Raw genomic sequence first — 21602 nt, forward strand, 5'->3', positions numbered from 1 at the left:
GGTGAGACACCGGCCGGAACGATCAACCAACCTTACTCATACATCGACGCCATGAGTTTGATCACCGGGTTGAACGGGTCAAGCATTTTTGCTGTTTCATAACTGCTTTTTGCATCTTTTGTAAAACCCATGGCTTTCTGTACAGAGGCCTTCTGCAGGTAAAGCCTTGCTGCCAGTTCCGGTTCGGGCCCCATGGCAAGGCCAATGGTAATATTTTCCATCGACATAGTATACAGCTTCTCTGCTTCAAAAATTGCTGCCCGCATCAGGTAAGCTTCGGGCAGGATGGGTTTGTATTTAATGGCGCTGTCGAGACAGTCATACTGCCCCTGCAGGTCCTTTGCCGACTGGTAATACTTAGCCCTGTTCAGCCATATCCATCCCACGTAAGGCGCCTGGTCTACAGCAATTTTTGTATACAGGTTTGCCATGCCGGTATTGTTGAGTGTGAGGTAAAGCACACCCAGTTCACTATTGATGCCTGCATGCTTCGGGTAAAGCTGCTGTGCTTTTTTGAGCAGTTCCAGTTTCTTTTCATGATTGGTTTGTACCTGTGCTTCATAAAAAACACGTTCAGCCATTTGCCCGTCGTCGGCCTCATTGAAGACCAGGTTGGCATAGCCGCTTTTGTTTGATGCTTCATTCCAGCCACGTTCTATGGCCAGGTAACGCTGTGGCCTTTTTGGATGCGTGGGCGGTCCCTGGTTCTCATCCAGAAAACTGAACATGGCTTTTGCTTCTTCCCGGGTGGCGCCCAGCTTTTGTAAAATGAACCCGGCGAAAGCATCGGCTTCCAGCTCTTTATCGGGCCGGCTGCCATAGCCGCTCAACGTATGCCCGTTAAGATGATGGCCCAGTTCATGCGCCACCACTCCCACCACAAACCATTTGTTGGTGGTTTTTTCATATTCCTGCAGGAAGAACCGGTCAAACACAATATAGCGGTCACTGCCCACTTCATTGTCGAGGCAAACAGCGCTGCAGTTATTGGAGCCGGGAAAGGAATAGAGTTTGATCTTGTTCTGCAGGCCAACAATGCCCAGTATCTTCTTTACCATGTCATTCATCCATTTCATCTCGGTCTCTTTACTCACATTGCTGGCCGAAGGCGGAACATAATCGCCCGTAGTGGTGAAAAAATTACAGGCAAAACTGCGGGGAGCATGGTAGGCAAAGTCTTTTTTGAATTTTAGCTGGGCTTTGCTGTTGGTCAGGCAAAGACAAAGCAATGCAACGATAAAAATATTTTTCATACAGTTCCGTTTGGGAACGGAAAGTACAAATTATAGATGATGTGGTGAAAGAATGACACGCATTTGTTTTCATTCCTAATCCTTTTTCACAAACGATGCCCGGTATTGTATCTTACCCTGCCGGATGAGGAAATTATACATACCGTTTGGCAAATGGCCGATGCTGAGCAGGCCAACGCCATCCACCTGTTTATGCACCAGCATCAGTCTTCCGTCGGTTGTATATATGTTGATCTCAAAAGGCTGTGTATCGTCCCCGGCAAAACTAAAACGCAGGTTGCCGTCACGCACAGGGTTGGGCGCAATCTGCAGTTGACCGGTACTGCTGCCCATCAGCACGGCAATGATATGGCTGTAATAAGATCGGCCGGCATTCATTTCTTTTACCCGGTAATACCGGTTGCCCCGTTGCAGGCCCGGGTCGTTGTATGTGTAGGTGGATGTATGGAGACCTGTTCCGTTCACGGTGCCAATAGCGCTGAAATGGATACCGTCTGAACTTCGTTCCACTACATATTGTGTATTGATTTTTTCCCCGGCTACTTTCCAGGTAAGCATTACCGCATTGCTTTGTTTTGCTGCATGAAAGGAAAGCCATTTAACTGCCACCACGCCCCCCACAAATAACGGGGTTTCCCATACGCCCCGGCCATAGGTGGCAACCCTTAATTTACTGGCGCTGTATTGTATCTCCAGTTCATTCACTGCCACCACTGGCAGGTTGCCTGTATAGTTTTGCCAGGCGCTCATGGTATCGTTCCTGTAATACACGCCTGTGTTCATTCCTACATAGATCCCCTGTACGGCATTGTTCTCGATCACCACCGACCGTGCAGCTACGGCAGGCAAACCGGTTGAGATGGAAGTGAAACTTGCCCCGGCATTGGTGGATACCTGTACATTAGCGGATGAACTGGTGGTGCTGATATATATCTTATCGGGAATGCTGCGGTGTACACAGATATCGCTGATGGTACCCGGTGCTGTACGGGTAGCCCAACTGGCTCCCCCATCGGTGGATACATACAACGTGGAGCCCCTTGCTGCATACAAATAATTGGGATTGGAAGGGGCTACGGCAATATCATTCAATGCGGCGGTAATGGTGGCGCCTGAAAGCAGCGTCCAGGCAGTTCCGCTGTTGGTGGAACGGTAAAATCCTGTCCAGCCCCCGTAAATGGTTGTTTCTGTTGTGGGGTGACCCGCCAATGGTGTTATCCAGTTACCGGCAGAGGGTTTGGATAAACCGGAATAACTGTTACCGCCGTTGGTTGACCGGTACAGGGATCCGTTTTGCGAAGTGCCCCAAAGATTATTTGCATTGGTTGGACTTGCCAGTCCCTCCATACCATCGGCGCCCAACCAATCAACCCAGTTGCCTGCGGGTTTGCGTGCCACACTGCCATTATCCTGCGCACCCCGGTAATTATATTGGCATCAACCGGTGAACAGGCAATGCGGTAAAACTGCCGGATGCCCAGGCCGGTTGAGATATTCGTCCAGTTATCGGCACGGTCAGTACTCTTAAAGATGCCGCCGTCGCTGTTGCTGTAAAGGGCTTTGTTTATCCAGCGTAATCCATGCACGTCGGCATGGTTATACCCTGTACCATTGGGATAACTCCATACGGTTTGTGCAACAAAACTACTACCCCGTTCGTTGACCGCCATACAATGATGCCGGCAATATATACTTCGCTGGCATCGGTTGGTGATGCACAAAGGGCCATATCATAACTTGCCTGTCCGCCTGCATCTGTACCGGCCGGGGAATAACCAAAATAGGTGGTGCCCGAAGCCGGACTGCCTACTACGGTTGTAATAAAACTTAATCCGGCATCGGTTGACCGGTACAGCCTGCCAAACTCACTGCCGTTTGCCTGTACGATATAAACATAATTGGGATCAGCAGTAGTAACCGTCACCAGGCTGCGGCCGGTATTGGTAATGCCCTGCGCCACACCAACCACGGTCCAGTTAACGCCGTTATTGGTTGACCGGATAACCGAACTGCTTCCGGAAGCATACATGATATTAACATCATCGGGTTTGAATTCTATATCTTCTGTCTGTGTTGCATAAACCTGTGTCCAGTTTGTGCCGCCGTTGATGGAACGGTGAATGCCCGAGGATGAACAAACAAATACAATATTCGGATCAGCGGGATGGACCAGTATCTTTCTCACGGTGCCGCTGGGCCCGGAACCCAGGTTTGTCCATGAAAATCCTGCATTGGTACTCTTCATCAGGTTACCCGAAGCATTGCCGGCATAAACCGTATTGATGTTGGAAGGATCAATGGTAACGGAATACATGTTCATCCAGGTTGCATTAAAATCCTGCAGGGGAACCCAGCTGTTACCGCTGTTCGTACTTTTCCATATTCCGCCGCCGGGCGAAGTGACATAAATAATGGTGGTATCGGAAGGATCGATCGCCACATCGGTAAGCCGGCCGGTGCCGGGGTTCCAGCCGGATGTATAGGTCCAGCCCCAGGGACCCAGTTCTGTCCATATCACTTCGGTTATTGCATTTTCAGGAGTGGTTTGCTTCCATGTTTCCCATTCGGTTCCGGGGTCAACATAATACCCGTTTGCATCCATGTGAAAACGCCGTTCGTATAACCAGCGCTGGAAATGATTGTACCCGGTGCTTCGGTCTGTTCCGGCCGTATCAAAATAACGCCGGGCAATTTCGGCGGCTTCTTCCACCTTCAGGTCGTTCCGCTCCATTAATTTGAAAATAAAATCCTGCGCACTGCTTTGAGACAGGTAAGGATCAATATCGTTACAGCGATCTTTCTCATCGGGATCATACGGGAAACCGCTTTATTACAGGTTTAAAAATAGTTTTTTTTATGCACCCATCCTATAGTAAGAATACGCCCACAACTGGTTTGGTTTTAATTTTTCCAGGGCGTGACCAGGAGTTTTGAAAATGTCGAGGAAATATTCAGTTAAATGGGTGCTTGCCAATAACAAACAAAACACGCAACTTTGTTACACATAATAATACGATGACCGAATTAATAAGAACTGATTCCGATAACCCGGACTTTATTGAACTGGTAAAACAGCTTGATACCGATCTTGCCGAACGGGATGGTGATGAACACGCATTCTATGCCCGGTTTAACAAAATAGCCAAGATAAAGCATGCAGTGGTTGCTTATGAGGATGGTAAGCCTGCCGGCTGCGGCGCCATCAAAGAATTCGGCCCCGGCACCATGGAAGTAAAGCGCATGTACACCCTGCCCGGAAGCCGGGGAAAAGGAATGGCCGGCAAAGTGCTGGGGGAACTGGAAAGATGGGCAAAGGAACTGGGCTGCAGTAAATGTGTGTTGGAAACCGGATTGCGCCAGCCGGAAGCCATTGCATTATACAATAAGAGCGGGTATTCTGTCATACCAAACTACGGGCAATATGCCGGCAAGTACAACAGTTTGTGTTTTGAAAAATCAGTTTAACAGACCCGGAGACCGTTGGGGAAGAAATTGTTAATTCCACAATAACGCCTTGCAAATGACGGTTGCATCTGATATTAATTAGGTAAATTTAATATCGCTATGCCAGGTACTAAACGATATCTTATTATCCTGTTCCTATCCCTGCAGGCATTGCATGCGCAATCCCAGGATATTACGGGTACATGGGAAGGGAAACTAGGAAATGACCAGTTCCTGCAACTCAATATTATCCAGAATGGTGACAAGATCTGCGGTTATACCTGGGACTTTGTAAAGGCAGATCAGCGAAGTTATTGCAAAGCCTATTTTGAAGGACGTTATGATAAAAGGCAGGATAAGTGGCTTATTGAAGGGAGCTCATTCATAGAGAACAGCGGGACCCATACATTGATGAAGCTTAGTTTAACCAGCCGTTTCTTTAAGCGGGGTGCTGTACTGGAAGGGCTGTGTATTAACCCGCCCTCCGTATTTTCATTTTTCTTCCGGGATGAGAATACTCCCTTTTTTCAAAAAAATGATGACGATACCGTTTACCTGAGAAAAGTTGCTGCCCGGCCGGCCCAGGTGCTGCCGGGTATGAATGACTGCTACCTGAAAAAGTACCAGACATTCAATAACAGCAAACAGCCGGACACGACGGCTACGGGGAAGAAAGATACGATTGCAGTGATCCCTCCCCCCGTTGTTATTCCCAAAGACACGGTAACAAAAACACCCAACCCCTTCAGCAAAAGAAAAAATACCGAGCAGAGCCATATTGAAGTGAATGTGAAGAGCATCACCCTGAATGTATACGACAATGCCATTGTGGATGGCGATACGGTAAGTATCTTTTACAACGGAAAACTGCTGCTAAGCCACCAGCGTCTTTCAGAAAAACCCATTGTGATAAACCTGGAACTGGACGAACGGCAGACAAGGCATGAGATCATCCTCTTTGCTGAGAACCTGGGCGGCATACCCCCCAACACGGCGCTGATCGTTGTGCTTGCCGGCGACAAACGATATGAATTATTCTCCAGCGCCAGCCTGGAAGAGAATGCGGTGCTGGTGTTCGACTATGTACCTAAATAAAGATCTGTGTTCCCATGTGGCAAAATGGTCTGAACCACCTGGAAACACAGATACCTTGTTCTCACACGGAGTACCTGCTATTTAAGAACCAACTTTATAACATATAATTCCATCCATGCACATCCGTACTTACACCGAGACGGATATTTTCCAAACCTGCTTTTAATTTAAACTGCAGTTTGTTTGCATCGTATTGCGGAAGGCTGTAATCGATCCCATTGATGTGAATGGTTTTGATGGGTGCCACAACTGCTGCGGTACCTGCACCAAAAGCCTCGGTAATGGTTCCTTTTTTAAACGCATCTTCCAGTTCGGCAACGGCTACAGGCCGCTCTTCCGTTTTAAAGCCCAGATCCTGTGCAAGCGTAAGCAAAGAATCTCTTGTTACACCATCCAATATAGAATCGGATAAGGGTGCTGTTACCAGTTTACCATCAATGACAAACATCACGTTCATCATGCCTGATTCCTCGATGTATTTATGTTCAATACCATCCGTCCATAACACCTGGTCATATCCTTCAAGCCTTGCCTGTTGGGTGGGCAGGAAAGCAGCACCGTAATTACCACCGCATTTTGCAAAACCTGTTCCGCCCTTTGCAGCCCGGATGTATTGTGTTTCCACTTTCACCTTTATCGGATCGGCATATAAAGAAGGTACCGGGCCGGTGAATATCACGAAGCGGTATTCATCAGATACTTTTACGCCAAACCTTGCCTCGCTGGCAAACACAAATGGGCGCAGGTAAAGGGCATGGCCGGGTTTTGACGGAACCCAGTCCTTGTCCAATTCAACCAGCCGTCTCAACCCTTCCACAAAAATATCTTTAGGTACCACTGCCATGCACATCCGTTGCAACGATCTTACAAAGCGGTCGTAATGCTTGTCCATCCGGAATATATTGATGCTTCCATCGTGCATGCGGAAGGCCTTCATGCCTTCAAAAACGGTTTGCCCATAATGCAGGGCCAATGCCGAAGGGCTCATGGAGAGGTTGGCATAGGGAACGATCTGCGGATCTTTCCATTCGCCGTGGGCATAATCACAAACCAGCATGTGGTCGGATATGTATTTACCAAATTCCAGGTTGTCAAAATCCACTTCCTTAAGGCGGGAGTTGGTTGTTTTACGAATCATAATGTCTGCTGTTGTTTCCATATAGAAAGGTTTAAATGGTTGAAATGGTTGAAATGGTTGAAGGGTTGATGGGTTGAAGGGTCGATCCTGCTGTTCCGGAAATTTCGATCTTCATTTTTACATCGGATCGTTTGTATTCAGTATCCCCAACCGGAACATGCCTGAACCCGATCTTTTCATATAGCCTGATCGCCCCGGTAAGAATGCTGTTTGAATAAAGGATCACCGTTTCTGCTCCCAGCTCCTTTGCTTTTCTAAAACTGGCAAGGCTCAATGCTTCGGCAATTCCCCTGCGCCGGAATCTTTCATCCACCGCCATCTTGGTGAATTCAAACGTACGGTCATCCACTTTACGTAGTGCAACCGTTCCGGCGATCTCGCCATCCCAGCTTGCCATTAAAACAGCACCGCCGGGTTCAAGCAGTGCCTCACCGGGGTTTGTCAGCACAAACGCATCCACCGGTTCCATCACAAAGTATTTTTCTATCCAGTGCCGGTTTAACCTTTCAAAACAGGGCTGATGCTCCGGCCGGTAGTCAATTATTTTTATACCATTCATCTTTCACGTGTTAAAACTAATACCTGTACAAAAAACATAAGGTCGCAAACCCTATAAACCAATTAACCAATTAACCAATTAACTATTTAACCAATTAACCAATCGCGGGTTTTTAAATTGACCCAACAAAATTTGCTCATTTTTTTTATTTAAAACAGATTCAGATTTTGTATTTTTGACTATATCAGATTTTAAAGCAATGAAAACAACCTTCAATTCAGATGACCATTTGTACATACAGGTGGCCGATGGCCTGGAAAAAATGATCTCCGAAGAAGTACTAAAGATCGGCGACAAACTCCCTTCGGTGCGGCTGCTGAGCGATAAGTACGGGATCAGCATGGGCACGGCATTCCAGGCCTATTACCACCTGGAAGGAAGGGGATTGATCGAGTCGAGACCCAAGTCGGGTTACTATGTACGGTTCAACCATAACCGGTTCCCGGATCTGCCCAACCTGGTAACACCCGATGCCGTATCGCATGATGTGAGTGTGAAGGAAATGATCGCCTCTATCTATACCGATATTGCAGCTACCGGCATCACCAATTTTGCACTGGCGGTTCCCGATGCTTCTTTGTTGCCCGGCGCCAAACTGAATAAGTCGGTGATGTATGCCTTGCGCAACACAAAGGACCACTGCATGGATTATGAACATACCCAGGGCAATGTGGAGCTGCGCAAACAGATCACCAAACTTGCCTTTAACTGGGGAGGCAATGTAAAACCCGACGAGGTAATTGTCACTTCAGGTTGTTTAGAAGCGATCAGTTTATGTTTAAAAGCAGTAACATCCCCCGGTGATACTGTTGCCATCGAAAGTCCAACGTACTTTGGTATTTACCAGGCCATTGAAAGCCTGGGATTAAAAGTGGTGGAGATATCAACCGATCCCATCAACGGGGTTGACCTGGATCATCTTCAGAAAGCAATTAAGAAATTCCCGATCAAAGCCTGCGTATTCATTCCCAACTTCAATAACCCGCTGGGCAGTTGCATGCCGGATGAGAACAAGAAGAAACTGGTGGAACTCATCACCAAACACAATATCCCGCTGATCGAAGATGATATTTATGGGGAACTGTATTTCGGAAAGACAAGGCCGAAGAACTGCAAGTATTACGATACAAAAGGTTTGGTGATGTATTGTTCCTCCCTTTCCAAATCACTCAGCCCGGGCTACCGCATTGGCTGGGTGATACCCGGTAAATTCTTTGAACAGGTAAAACAACTGAAGCGGATACAGAACATCAGCGGCCCTACCCTTACCCAGGCTGCCATTGCACATTATTTAAAGAACGGCCGTTACGAATTTCATTTAAAGAACCTCCGCCGGGCCCTGCACATACAAAGCCTGCGGTATGTACAGGCCATCATCAAATATTTTCCACCCGCTACAAAGGTTTCGAGGCCGCATGGGGGATTCATCCTATGGCTGGAGCTGAATAAGAAAGTGAATGCATTTAAGTTGCGGACCGAAGCCATGAAGCATCATATCTCCATTGTACCGGGTAAGATATTCTCTTCGGGCAACAACTATGGCCACTGCATCCGCATCTGTTTTGGAAAACCCTGGAACGATGATATGGATTATGGGCTGATGATGCTGGGAAAGCTCATCAAAAAAATGATCTGAGAAAATTACAGGTCTGTAAAGGGTTCGCCGTGGCGTGGTCTATTACCAGCCACCAAAGAAAGTACGGTCGCTTACGTCTCTTGCCCAGGTTCCAGTTAAGGCTTAGCGGTAAAAAAAGATAGTTTTGGGATGTTGACCCGTTATTCAGGTAATTAGAATGTCTTACCGGTTCCGGCTGGTCAAAGACCACGCCGGGGCGTCCAAAAAAATGATCTGATAAAATTACAGGTCCGTAATGGGTTTGTATTTAGGCACCAGGCTTTTCATCACCACCCAGGCAATCAAATAAGCCACGGCGCAAACCGCAAACATAATAGTGTACCCTGTCTGGATATGTCCCAGTGCTTTGTAATGATCGAACAAGGCTCCGCCGGATTTTGAGATGAGTACGCCGCCCAGTCCGCCTGCCATGCCACCAATGCCCACCACAGAACCCACGGCTTTTTTGGGAAACATATCGGATACAGTGGTAAAGATATTCGCACTCCATGCCTGGTGTGCCGATGCCCCGATACCGATGAGTATTACAGGGATCCAGAAACTGATGTATCCAAGGGGTTGTGCGGCCAATACGACCAATGGGAATAGTGCAATGAGCAGCATGGCTTTCATGCGGCCATCATAAGCCGTATATCCTTTGCGTATAAAATAAGTAGGGAACCATCCCCCGCCAATACTGCCGAACATGGTCATACTATACAGTACAGCCAGGGGCAGCATGATCTCTGTTTTCACCATTCCATATTGTGCTTCCAGGTATTTAGGCAACCAGAATAAAAAGAACCACCAAACGCCATCCGTCATGAACTTACCAAACACAAAGGCCCAGGTTTGTTTATACCCCAGCAGTTTGAACCAGTTCACTTTTTCCTTTTGTTCGGTAACGGCAACGGCCTCATCTGCATCTGAATGAATGTAGTCGAATTCCGCTTTGGATAACCGCTTTTGTTTTTCAGGCTTATCATAAAATATCCACCAGAAGATCACCCATATAAAACCGATCGCGCCGATCAATATGAAGGCTGTCTGCCATCCCCAGTTCACTGCTATCCAGGGAACAGTAAGCGGCGCAAGTATGGCACCAACATTGGCGCCGGAGTTAAAGATCCCCGTGGCAAATGACCTTTCCTTTTTTGGAAAATACTCGGCTGTTGCTTTGATGGCAGCCGGAAAGTTGCCCGCTTCGCCAAATGCCAGTACTGCCCGGGAGATCATGAAACCTAAAATGGATACTGGTATCACCAGGCCGATGGATGCAAACAGGCCAGAGAAAACGCTGCCGATCTCAATGGCATACGCATGCATCACCGCCGCCAGCGACCAGATGATGATGGCCCAGGTAAAGCCTTTTTTTGTTCCAAGCTTATCAATGAACCGCCCGGCAAACAACATGGATATGGCATAGGCAAACTGGAATACGGATGTGATATTGGCATAGTCGGTATTACTCCAGTCAAATTCTTTTGAAAGATCGGGCGCCAGTAAACTCAATACCTGCCGGTCGAGGTAGTTGACCGTGGTTGCAAAAAATAAAAGGGCGCAGATCGTCCAGCGGTATTTCCCGGTTTTTTCCATATTCATATAGCCTGTTTAAGATTTATTTCCTGCAATCGCTGATGATGGCCATCACCTTCTTTGTTTCTTCTATGAGAAGATCATATTGTTTATTGGCCATTACTTCCTTACTTACTAATTTGCTGCCCATCCCTACCGCACAAACACCCGCCTTGAACCAACCGGCTATATTTTCCCTGGTGGTATCCACGCCGCCTGTGGGCATAAACAGCAGTTTTGGAAAGATATCTTTTATCCCGCTTAAAAAAGACGGGCCCAGCATATTGCCCGGGAAGAGTTTAATGAACTTCAACCCGGCATTTTCAGCAGCTATAATTTCTGAGGGGGTCATACAGCCGGGTGCATAGAAAATATCATTCGCTACAGCATAGTCTGCCACTTCCTTTACAAACCCCGGACTAACCAGGAAGTCTGCACCCGCATTTACATAACCGGTTGCATGCTCCATATTCTTGATGGTGCCAACACCGAGTAACATGCCCGGCATTTCAGCATTCCGTACCGTAACCATTTTTTTGAAATTGTTCAGCGCTGCATCGCCGCGGTTGGTATACTCCACTGCCAGGATGCCTGCGCTGTGCAGGGCCCTGAGTGTTTCAATACTCACCGTTTCGTCGGCATTGAAATATAAAGGAAGAATTCCCTGCTTTATGATCGCATCTGTTATTTGCTGTGTTTTGCTCATGTCATTTATTTAAACCCCGGCATGGATGCAGGGGCAAGTCATTAAATCTTTACTTTGATCACCAGTTTTTTTATTTCTGCATCACCGATCATCGGTGCATGCACATCTTCGGGAAAGAAAATGGCGAATTGTCCATCTGTTAATTGAAAATACATGTCGGGACTTTCGGTATATAACTGTACATCCTTTTCGGGGTTATATCCTCCATTCTCCCTGCTGCATTTTTCGCGGGGCTTCCAGCCGATCTGTTCAACGCCATGGATGCAAAGCTGTATGTCGATGTGATTATTATGACATTCGAATTTTGCCACAGACGCTTCAGCTGTCATTCCCACCTTAGCAGAGAAAATTGCTTTCAGGTCATCGCCATCAATTTCGTATTTACCCATCTCAATACTATCCAGGTCAGCAGACCGGATATATTCAAATGCCTTAGCGAATAATGGATGGGTGCTGTAATATTTAGATGCGTTCTGTATAGTGTCTATGATCATGGTCTTTTATTTTAACGTTGAACCCTTCCACTGCCATCCCCTTTCACCAGGTCTTTTACATCACTTAATGTAGCGTGATTTAAATCACCGGGAATGGTATGTTTTAAAGCACTTGCCGCCACGCCAAATTCAGCAGCCTCGGGCATGGGCATGCCGGTTACAAGGCCGTAAATAAAGCCGCTTGCAAAGGAATCACCGCTTCCCACCCGGTCAACGATCCTCACTTCATATTTTTTGGTATGATAGAATTCCTTCCCGTCATATACCAGTGCACTCCAGCCATTGTCACTTGCGCTGTGGCTTTCACGCAGCGAAGAAGCGATGTATTTAAATCCGAATTTGTCTTTCATTTGTTTAAAAACGTCTTTGAAACCATCCAGGTTCAATTCCCCCTTGGTTACATCCGTATCTTTTGCTTTAAAGCCAAGGGTTGTATCCGCATCTTCTTCGTTGCCGATACAAACATCCACATACTGGCAGAGCCTGCTCATCACTTCTCTTGCCTTTTCCTTACTCCAGAGTTTTTTCCGGTAGTTGAGATCAATGCTGGTAGTGATGCCTTTTGCTTTAGCCGCTTTCAGCGCCGCTTCGGTCAATGCAGCGGCTTTATCACTCAATGCAGGTGTAATACCCGTGGTATGAAACCAGGCAGCGCCTTCCAGAATTTTGTCAAAATCAAATTCAGCAATATCCACATCTGCAATGGAAGCGCCCGCCCGGTCATACACCACCTGCGAGGCACGCATGGATGCACCTGTTTCTAAGAAATAGATGCCGAGCCTGTCACCGCCCCGGGCAATGAATTGGGTATCCACGCCGTACCGCCTCAAATGATTGATGGCTGACTGCCCAATGGGATTATTCGGGACCTTTGTTACAAAAGTTCCATGGAGCCCATAGTTACATAAAGCAGCGGCTACATTGGCCTCTCCGCCACCGTAGGTTATATCAAATGTATCGGCCTGTACAAAACGTTTAAAATCGGGCGTTGACAAACGCAACATGATCTCCCCGAGGGTTACAACTTTCTTGCTCATTTATTACTTGATTTTTATTGTTTAAAATTTAAAGTAGTTATTCGCATTGTGATAACAGATGTCTTCAATTATTTTTCCCACCTGTGCAATATCATCCGGCAATTCACCACTCTCCATTTCTTCTCCAAACAGGTTGCAAAGTATGCGCCTGAAATATTCGTGGCGTGGATAACTCATAAAACTCCGGCTGTCGGTAAGCATGCCAACAAATTTACTCAGCAGCCCCATGTTGGATAAGGCATTGATCTGTTTGATCATCCCGTCCTTCTGGTCGAGGAACCACCAGGCAGAACCAAACTGTATCTTGCCGGCCACCGAACCATCATTAAAGTTACCGATCATGGTAGCCATTAATTCATTATCGGCCGGGTTCAGGTTATACAGGATCGTCTTGGCCAGCTGGTCGGTCTCATCCAGTTTGTTTAAAAATTTTGACAGCGCCTTTGCCTGGCTGAAATCCCCGATGGAATCCCATCCCGTATCAGCGCCCAGTTGTTTCAGCATACGGGCATTGTTGTTTCGCAATGCACCCAAATGATATTGTTGCACCCATCCCTTCTCATGGTCCCATTTAGCAAATTCAACCAGCATCGCTGATCTGAATCTGAGGTTCTCAGAATACGTTATTTCTTTACCGCCCCTTAGTTTATCAAAGATGTTCTTTATTTCTGCATCGGTATAATCCTCTGCATATACCTGTTCCAGCCCGTGATCGGAAACAGAACAGCCATTGGCAGCAAAAAAGTCATGACGTTTCTTTAAAGCATCCAGGTAATCAGCATAAGAAGAAACAGAAACACCGGATACCTGCTGTACTTTATCTACATATGCATTGAACACTGCAACATCATCCACGTTCATGGCTTTATCGGGGCGATAGGCCGGCAATATCTTTATCTCAAATGCATCAGCCTTTATCTTTTGATGATGCTCCAATGAATCGGTCGGGTCGTCGGTTGTACAGAGCACTTTCACATTCATTTTACGCAGCAGGTTACGGACCGAATATCCGGCTGTTTGTAATTTAGCCGATGCTTCATCGTAAATGGCTTTGGCACTGCCGGCATTCAATATCGTATCTATTCCAAAATAGCGCTGCAGCTCCAGGTGTGTCCAGTGATAAAGGGGGTTGCGCATCGTATAGGGAACGGTAGCCGCCCATTTTTCAAACTTCTCGTAATCCGTTGCATTACCTGTACAATACTTTTCATTGATCCCGTTGGTACGCATGGCCCGCCACTTATAATGATCCCCGTACAGCCATATTTTTGTCAGGTTCTCAAAACTGACGTCATTGGCGATCTGGTCAGGAGGCAAATGATTGTGATAATCAATGATGGGCTGCAGCCTGGCAAAATCATTATATAATTGCTGAGCCGTTTTATTCTGAAGCAGGAAATTTTCGTCTAAGAATTTTTTCATCTTCTGTTTTTTTACCGCCAAGACGCTAAGTTTTGTAAAGCACCTGTATTTACTTTGCGTCTCCGTGTCTTAGCGGTTAATCTTTAGTTCTGTTTGGTCAATAATTACAAAGAAACCCCTCTCTTCCATGGAATAAAATCGTCTTGATTTAATAACACCGCTTTGGGTATCACTTCCCCGCTGGCGGCTTTGATGCAATATTCCAGGATATCTTCTCCCATCTGCTCGATCGTTTTGTCTCCTTCTATCACGGGCCCGCAATCAATATCGATGATGTCATTCATTCGTTTGGTAAGGTTACTGTTTGTGGAAACCTTGATCGTTGGGCAAACCGGGTTGCCGGTTGGTGTGCCCAGCCCGGTGGTGAATAAGATCAACGTGGCGCCACTGGCTGCTTTGCCGGTTGTTGCTTCCACATCATTACCCGGTGTACAAACCAGGTTCAAGCCAGGTTTAGTAGCAGGCTCTGTATAATCCAGCACATCCACTACCGGCGATGTACCCCCTTTTTTTGCTGCACCTGCACTTTTTATCGCATCGGTTATCAACCCATCTTTAATATTGCCCGGGGAAGGGTTCATGTGAAAACCCGATCCCACTTTCAACGCAGATTCATTATAACTGGTCATCAGGCTGATGAATTTCCTGGCAGCTGCTTCCTCTTTTGTACGGTCAATCAAGTTCTGCTCCACGCCACACAGTTCAGGAAATTCTGCCAGCAATATCCTCCCACCCAGGGCAACCACCAGGTCGCTGCAATAACCAACGGCCGGGTTTGCCGAGATACCGCTGAACCCATCGCTGCCGCCGCATTTTACCCCGATGCATAATTTGCTGAGTGGCGCCGGTCTTCTTTCCTGTTTATTTATTTCGATCAGGCCGCTGAAGGTTTTCTGAATGGCTTCGGCGATCAGTTGTTCTTCGCTTTGGGATTGCTGCTGTTCAAAAATATATAATGGCTTTTCGAAGTTTGGATTTAATTGCTTCAGGTCATTTACAAGATCCTGTACCTGCAGGTTCTGGCATCCCAGGCTCAATACGGTAACGCCCCCCACATTGGGATGATTGGCATATGCAGCCAGCAGTTTTCCCAGCACAGCAGCATCCTGCCGTATACCGCCACACCCTCCCTGGTGATTTAAAAATTTGATGCCATCCACATTTTTAAAATACCTCACCCCGGCCCTCTCCAAAGGAGAGGGAGGAGCCAGGTTCACAGATGAAATATCCTGTCCATTATTATAAGCCTCCAGTAATTTTTTTGTGTATTGCTTGTATTTATCTGTAACGGCATATCCCAATTCATTCTGCAAGGCTTCCCTTATCACATCCAGGTTGCGGTTCTCACAGAACACGGTGGGGATGAAGAGCCAGTAATTAGCCGTGCCCACTTCGCCGTTATTCCGGTGATAACCATTAAAGGTCCGGCCGGCAAATTTTGAAACATCCGGGGCCGTCCACTCATAATTCACTTTCCGGTAAGCAAAAGGTTCTGCTGCATGTTTCAGGTTACTGGTGGAAATGATGCCGCCTTTGGGAATATCCATTTGTGCTTTACCCACCAGTACGCCATACATGATCACAGAATCGCCTTTGGCAAGATCCGTGGTAACAAATTTATGTTTGGCAGGAATGTCGTTCTGCAGGATGAATTCTTCTGCATTAAAATTCAGGTTCTCCCCCTTCGACAGGTTTGTCAAAGCCACCAGTACATTATCCCCGGGGTGAACCTTTATTAATCTCTGCTTCATCGGTTATGCTATATTTTTTTTTGATTGCAGCGTATCCATTACCGCTGCCATACCCAGTTCTTCAATCGCATTTAATTTTTCCTGCACGGCTTCTGCGAACCCGGGCAGGGAAGACAGGTCCTGTCCCCAGAGAGCAGTATCCCGTAAAACGGAAACAGCCATCGATCTGGGTTTGGCGCTTTGCCATTTTTTGAAAAAGTAAAATGCCTTATCGTCCTGTATGGGATAGAAATTACCCCGGAGCCTGCCGTAATAATTTCCACCCTCTTCCTTTACCGCTTTCATAAAGTAAATATAAGCCGCAAATCCCGTTGCCATATTCCAGGGCACCGCATTGAACAATGAATAATAATTCAGCAATACCGGAACAACCCTCATCCGCATCTTGGATGAATACTGCATGGTTATGTTCAGCCACGGGTGGTTGATATACGGGTTACGGAACCGGTCGAGGCAATTGACAGAAAATTCATTTGTCTGCCCGGAAGTGGCCGGATACGGTATGGCCGGAGCAATCTCAGCCTGCATCAATGTGCTGATGAAATGCTGCACCTGCAGGTCATCCATGGCATTTTTGACCGTATCAATACCGGAAAGGAATGCCACGCCGCTGCTTAGCGTGTGTGTACCATTCAGCAGGCGTAATTTCAGTTCCCGGAACAGGTTGATGTCTTTGGCGATCACCACGCCCTTATCCGCCTGGGCAAAGGAAAGAACATCGGCTACTTCCTCGTCGCCTTCAATGGCCCAGAGCCGGTATACTTCACTCATGATAAGCAGTTCATCTGAATAGCCGAGCTTATTCTCAATTGCTTTCTTAAGATCTGCTTCCGGTTTCCCGGGAACGATCCGGTCAACGAGTGAATTACAAAACCGGTTCGCCTTCTCCAGCCAGTCAATAAAACTTCCGTCAAGGCCATTGAGATGTGCAAGTTCTATTACGATCGATTCCAGTTTCTTACCATTGTCAATGATCAGTTCGGTTGGCACGATCAACATGCCCGACTGCCTGCTTCCCTGGAAGGCTTTGTAGCGTTCGTATAAAAAAGCCAGCAACTTGCCGGGATAAGAGACCGGCGGGTGCCGGCGAATATCATCCTGTACCAGTTGTATGCCTACCTCGGTCGTATTGGAAATGATGATCTTCAATTGCGGGTTATGGGCACATTCCAATACTTTGTTCCATTCTGATCTTGCAGAAAGTACCCGGCTGATGGAAGCATTAATGATATCCTCCTCATATTTTTTTCCGTTTTCCACTCCACGCATACATACCGTATACAAGCCATCCTGTTTTTCAAACGCACTTGCATCCCCGCCATCGGTTGATTTGACCACCACGATCCTGCCATTGAATATCCCCTGCTTGTTAGCCTTGTCGATAAAATAATCGGGCAATCCGCGAAGCAACACCCCTGTTCCGAACTGCAGTACCTTCTCCGGCAGGTCAAACAGCGCTGCATCGGGAACCGGAGCATCCGTTGCACTTATATTCTTCAGGTTATATTTTGAGAGTAACATAATTAATATCGATCTCCTTTTAGTTCTTATTCAGTTTCCGCAGCCAGGCGGGGTATTCCGTTGCCAGCAACTTTGCCGCCCATGCTCCATACCAGGCATAACCTGTGCGCCGCTCATTCTCTACCTCGGTAATGGATCTTTTCCGTTCACTGTCACGCCCCGTGAAAAAAGGTTCATTCGTATTCATGTCGTAAAACCTGGCCCACAACAGGCCGGCGCTATCCGGTTGCAAAACCCTGTCGCGGCCGCTTTTTTCATTGGGTGCTTCTACATCCACATACTTATAACCGGTGATCTTCACTTTATTGAACCATTCCACCGCAGCATTTACCGCCTCAACAATGGCCGGTGATGGTTTTTCGATACGCATCAGGAAACGGACAATGCCAACGGATTCCATGCCACTAAGCGAAACCAGTTCAAATTTCCTTGCCATTTCCGGTTCCAATGTTTTGGCATTATACTGGGCACACCAGGCAGTCAGTTTCCCGTTTTGCTTCCATTGTGTTTTTAAGATACACTGAACGCCTTTTACAATGGCATCAACGCATTTATCAGCATACGCTGCATCAACAACGTCCATGTCGTTTACCTTATAAACAATATCGTATAATACATTCAGTACATTCATCATCGCATTATCGTTATACGTGACCTGGCTTCTATAACCGCTGAGATCCGGGTAGAACTGCGGCCAGCCACCATTGGCATATTGTGCCTTTAATAAATAATCAACGCCCCGTTGTGCAGCTTCCAGGAACCGTTTATCGCCTGTATTTTTAAACGCTTTGGCCAGGTACCTGATCTCTTTTGTGGTGGCGCCGTTGTCAATGCTGGCGTCAATGCCTTCACTATATCCTGCCTTCAACTCCTTCAGTTCATCCGTTGCCAACGTTCTTTTGTAATTAACCGCGGCCGCTTTGAATTGTTTTGGCCAGCCGCCGTTGCTGCGCTGGTAAAGCAGCATATTCTCCGCAACCGAATCCCGGATGATCCTTTCCCCAACAGCTTCATCCGTAATCCGTGGATCCATTTTAATTTCTTCCCCGGTTGGATCCCATTTATGATCATATACCCAGGGCACATTAAAATCATTGATGCCAAAACCGGCAGGCAGGTTATTTTTGTGCCAGGCATAATCGCCTCCTTCTTTCTTACAATTATAATAATACACTCTCCTGCCCCAAAGAATGGTATTATTGGTTGGCACCAGGTAAATATCGGCGTCTGCCATATTTTTTGCAAAACTGCAGTTGAGCAGGTAAAACTGTGCATCCCGGTGGTAACGTCCCAGTTTAAAATCATCATCACCCATGAATTTACAATTGACCAGGACAGTTTTTGATCTTTCATACCTGCTTCCGTCGTGCCAGATGGCAGCGTTCTTATCCCGGCAGATGAATGTGCAATTTTCGGCCAGCGCCCAACCCCGTGGACAATAAAAGTCAACCCCACCCTCCATGATACAGTCTTTGAAATAGAACATGCCGTTATCGGTGTTCCAGGGACTTACGGTATCGCCGCCATAGGCACGGAAGATGCAGTTCTTAACGATCAGCCTGGTCGTATTGAACGAACGTAAAGCCATCTGGTGCCCGTATGGCCTTATGGTCTTTGTTTTCCCGCTGTCGCTGGCACAGGCAATTGACCTTTCTTTCGTATTATCTTTTCCATAACTGTTGATGAAAGATAAATTCTCCAGGGAAATGTCACTCCCTTTCAGATTGAGGGTGGCTGTTCCATAATCGTCTTTATTATCGCAACGCCATTCATCCCTGGCCTGGGCAATGGTTACGATCGTTTTTTCAGGATCCTCCCCTTTCAACGTGATGAAGTCCTTATCAATGAATATTTTTTCCTTGTAGATTCCGTTCTTTATCAGAATAACACGCTGCTCTTTTGCAGCTGCCGGCAAACTGTTGATGGCTTCCTGTATAGACCTGAAATCCCCTGATCCATCCGGTGCAACGGTAATTTGTTTTTGAGCAAATACGGTTGTACCGGCAAAAAGAATTGCGGCGGCTACAAATAATATTTTTCCGTTGATCTTCATTATTTTTTTGCCTGGGTTAATAACCATTTCACCAGTTCATTGGCTGCCGGAAAATTCTGGTATTCAGCAGGTATCTTCCTTCCATCCAGGTATTCGTTGTACAGCCATGGATCACCCACCGCAAACACGGTTCCCTTACCGAACCGGGCCGTAGCCATGATCACATCTCCCTCCTGGCTTATTAATGCCTGTGCCGGTCTTTTAACCGCCAGGGTGCTTAATTCTTTCAGGTACATTTTTTTTGTCTTGCTGAAAACAGGATTTGCTGTTCTGTTATAAACGGCCCCCGTTTCAAACTCGCTGCCCTGAACCATATTACGGCTCTTATTGGTAAAGCGGATGCCGAATTTTTCCGGCAGCATATTAAAATGTTCCAGGTCGCAGTTGGAAGTATCATTGGCCATGATCAGTAAAACGCCCCCTTGTTTTACCCAATTGGCTATTTCCGTAGCCGATCTTTCATTCATATAGTTCGGGGTCTTCGTATCCTTTATTCCATCGGGGTCAACCAGGATGTAAACAGAAGCTCCTTTTAAATCAGCAACGGTTGGTGCAACATCCAATTCGCCTAATGTTGCTCCATAGGTTTGCCAGATATTTCCAAACAGGCTGAAGCCTCCATTCTCCGTATCATCCCAGGTATAATGTCTTCGGACATTTACACCATACCCGTTCTTCCTCCATTCATTGTTGAAATAATTATCCATCACCACTTTTTTCCCCATGCCGGGTTTTGGCATTGCAGCCATTTCCATCTCCACACTGCATAAAATAAAAGCGCCCATTCCTTTTGGATCATTCACTACAACCGGTTCACGCATGTAATATTCAAAACTGCCGTCACGATACGGTTTGCCACCCAGGCCGGAAACACTCACAGTCCCTTTTAAATTGGTTTGCCCATTGGCGTCCACTTCAATGAATTCTTTCAGGATGCCGGCATATCCTCTTTTCGCATTCTTAGAATAGGATGCCGGGATATATCCTTTGCGCACTGCTTTAGCAATGGTATACACCAGCATACAGGAGGCAGATGCTTCTTTATAATTCTTTTCCCGGTTGGGCAGATCAAGGATGTCGTACCATAAACCCGATCCTGCATCCTGTACGTTGGCTACGGCGGTCACAAAACGGTTCAGTATTTTAATGATCGAATCCCTGCCCGGGTGATTGGCCGGAAAATGATCCAGCACATCCACCATGGCCATGCCATACCAGCCCATGGCCCTGCCCCAGAAATGCGGAGAGCAGCCTGTTTCCTTATTGGCCCATTGCTGTTCTTTGCTTTCATCCCATCCATGATACAGCAAACCTGTCTTTGCATCACGGGTATGCCGCTCAATATTGATGAACTGCCGGGCAATATCATCAAACACCGTATCCTGCTTTGCCCATTTGGCGTACTCAGCATAAAAAGGCTGGCCCATGTACAACCCATCCAGCCATACCTGCCAGGGGTATATTTTCTTATGCCAGAACCCGCCTTCCTTTGTCCGCGGATGATCATTGAACTGGCTGCGGATATGATCGATCGCTTTTTTATATTTCTCCTTACCGGTGATATTGTATAACATCATCACCAGTTTGCCATTGTTGGTATGATCGATATTGAACTCATCCCGCCTATAATCTTTTATAGTTCCGTCCTCCCGTACATAATAATCCATGCTGTGCTGGATGTACCTGAAGTATGCCGCATCCCCATACAATTTCCAGATACCCCCGATCCCTTTCAGGATCACACCCTGGTCGTAGCTCCACCGGGCAGGATTGCCCGGTTTCACGGCAAACGAATCGGGCCAGGTACGCATGGCGGTCTGTGCCATTTGCTGTGAGTATGGTATTTGCTGCGCATTGGTTGCTGCAGCAACGATCAGTAACACACTTATGAAATACAGTTTTTTCATTTTCTTTTTTACCGGCATTTTATCTTTACTCA

General features: G+C 46.8%; 17 protein-coding genes. 3 read left to right on the forward strand and 14 right to left on the reverse strand.

Annotation, left to right across the window (positions count from 1 at the left end; genetic code table 11):
- Window positions 1-32: 32 nt before the first annotated feature.
- The 3 genes from IPJ02_05135 to IPJ02_05145 all read right to left on the reverse strand — a co-directional run bounded on the left by IPJ02_05135 (window position 33) and on the right by IPJ02_05145 (window position 3984).
- A complete protein-coding gene (locus tag IPJ02_05135) occupies window positions 33-1253 on the reverse strand; it encodes a hypothetical protein (protein ID MBK7374953.1) in 1221 nt (406 codons plus the stop codon).
- A 75-nt stretch (window positions 1254-1328) separates the two neighbouring features.
- The gene (locus tag IPJ02_05140) at window positions 1329-2651 is read right to left on the reverse strand and encodes a hypothetical protein (protein MBK7374954.1); all 1323 of its coding nucleotides are present in this window, start codon (window positions 2649-2651) and stop codon (window positions 1329-1331) included.
- A gap of 166 nt (window positions 2652-2817) precedes the next feature.
- A complete protein-coding gene (locus IPJ02_05145) occupies window positions 2818-3984 on the reverse strand; it encodes a hypothetical protein (GenBank protein MBK7374955.1) in 1167 nt (388 codons plus the stop codon).
- Between the two features lie 284 nt (window positions 3985-4268).
- Here IPJ02_05145 and IPJ02_05150 point away from each other — a divergent pair, with 284 nt between their 5' ends.
- Window positions 4269-4718 (forward strand): GNAT family N-acetyltransferase, encoded by a 450-nt coding sequence (locus IPJ02_05150; protein ID MBK7374956.1) that lies wholly within the window; start codon window positions 4269-4271, stop codon window positions 4716-4718.
- Between the two features lie 99 nt (window positions 4719-4817).
- Window positions 4818-5792: a hypothetical protein gene (locus tag IPJ02_05155; protein ID MBK7374957.1), complete on the forward strand. Its 975-nt coding sequence runs from the start codon at window positions 4818-4820 to the stop codon at window positions 5790-5792.
- A 94-nt stretch (window positions 5793-5886) separates the two neighbouring features.
- Here IPJ02_05155 and IPJ02_05160 read toward each other — a convergent pair whose 3' ends face one another.
- Window positions 5887-6951: a branched-chain amino acid aminotransferase gene (locus IPJ02_05160; protein ID MBK7374958.1), complete on the reverse strand. Its 1065-nt coding sequence runs from the start codon at window positions 6949-6951 to the stop codon at window positions 5887-5889.
- Between the two features lie 10 nt (window positions 6952-6961).
- Entirely contained in the window at window positions 6962-7489 is a 528-nt protein-coding gene (locus IPJ02_05165) for a GNAT family N-acetyltransferase (protein MBK7374959.1), read from the reverse strand.
- Between the two features lie 199 nt (window positions 7490-7688).
- On the opposite strand from IPJ02_05165, the gene IPJ02_05170 reads away from it, so the two are divergent.
- Complete coding sequence (locus IPJ02_05170) at window positions 7689-9125, forward strand: PLP-dependent aminotransferase family protein (GenBank protein ID MBK7374960.1); 1437 nt, start codon at window positions 7689-7691, stop codon at window positions 9123-9125.
- A 222-nt stretch (window positions 9126-9347) separates the two neighbouring features.
- Here IPJ02_05170 and IPJ02_05175 read toward each other — a convergent pair whose 3' ends face one another.
- From IPJ02_05175 to IPJ02_05215, 9 genes are all read right to left on the reverse strand, one after another.
- Window positions 9348-10706 (reverse strand): MFS transporter, encoded by a 1359-nt coding sequence (locus IPJ02_05175; GenBank protein ID MBK7374961.1) that lies wholly within the window; start codon window positions 10704-10706, stop codon window positions 9348-9350.
- Between the two features lie 16 nt (window positions 10707-10722).
- Entirely contained in the window at window positions 10723-11385 is a 663-nt protein-coding gene (locus IPJ02_05180) for a bifunctional 4-hydroxy-2-oxoglutarate aldolase/2-dehydro-3-deoxy-phosphogluconate aldolase (GenBank protein ID MBK7374962.1), read from the reverse strand.
- A gap of 41 nt (window positions 11386-11426) precedes the next feature.
- Window positions 11427-11879: a YhcH/YjgK/YiaL family protein gene (locus tag IPJ02_05185; GenBank protein MBK7374963.1), complete on the reverse strand. Its 453-nt coding sequence runs from the start codon at window positions 11877-11879 to the stop codon at window positions 11427-11429.
- An 11-nt stretch (window positions 11880-11890) separates the two neighbouring features.
- Window positions 11891-12916 carry a sugar kinase gene (locus IPJ02_05190; GenBank protein ID MBK7374964.1) on the reverse strand — a complete coding sequence of 342 codons (1026 nt, stop codon included), beginning with the start codon at window positions 12914-12916 and terminating at the stop codon, window positions 11891-11893.
- A 21-nt stretch (window positions 12917-12937) separates the two neighbouring features.
- A complete protein-coding gene (uxaC, locus tag IPJ02_05195; protein ID MBK7374965.1) occupies window positions 12938-14338 on the reverse strand; it encodes a glucuronate isomerase in 1401 nt (466 codons plus the stop codon).
- A gap of 104 nt (window positions 14339-14442) precedes the next feature.
- Window positions 14443-16089, reverse strand: coding sequence for an altronate dehydratase (locus IPJ02_05200; protein ID MBK7374966.1), 1647 nt, complete (start codon window positions 16087-16089; stop codon window positions 14443-14445).
- Window positions 16090-16092: 3 nt separating this feature from the next.
- Window positions 16093-17610 (reverse strand): tagaturonate reductase, encoded by a 1518-nt coding sequence (locus IPJ02_05205; protein MBK7374967.1) that lies wholly within the window; start codon window positions 17608-17610, stop codon window positions 16093-16095.
- A gap of 19 nt (window positions 17611-17629) precedes the next feature.
- Window positions 17630-19663 (reverse strand): pectate lyase, encoded by a 2034-nt coding sequence (gene pelA / locus IPJ02_05210; protein MBK7374968.1) that lies wholly within the window; start codon window positions 19661-19663, stop codon window positions 17630-17632.
- Complete coding sequence (locus tag IPJ02_05215) at window positions 19663-21570, reverse strand: glycoside hydrolase family 88 protein (protein MBK7374969.1); 1908 nt, start codon at window positions 21568-21570, stop codon at window positions 19663-19665. Before IPJ02_05215 ends, pelA begins: the two co-directional genes overlap by 1 nt.
- Window positions 21571-21602 lie beyond the last annotated feature (32 nt).

It is taken from the genome of Chitinophagaceae bacterium, assembly GCA_016710165.1.
Taxonomy (GTDB): domain Bacteria; phylum Bacteroidota; class Bacteroidia; order Chitinophagales; family Chitinophagaceae; genus Ferruginibacter.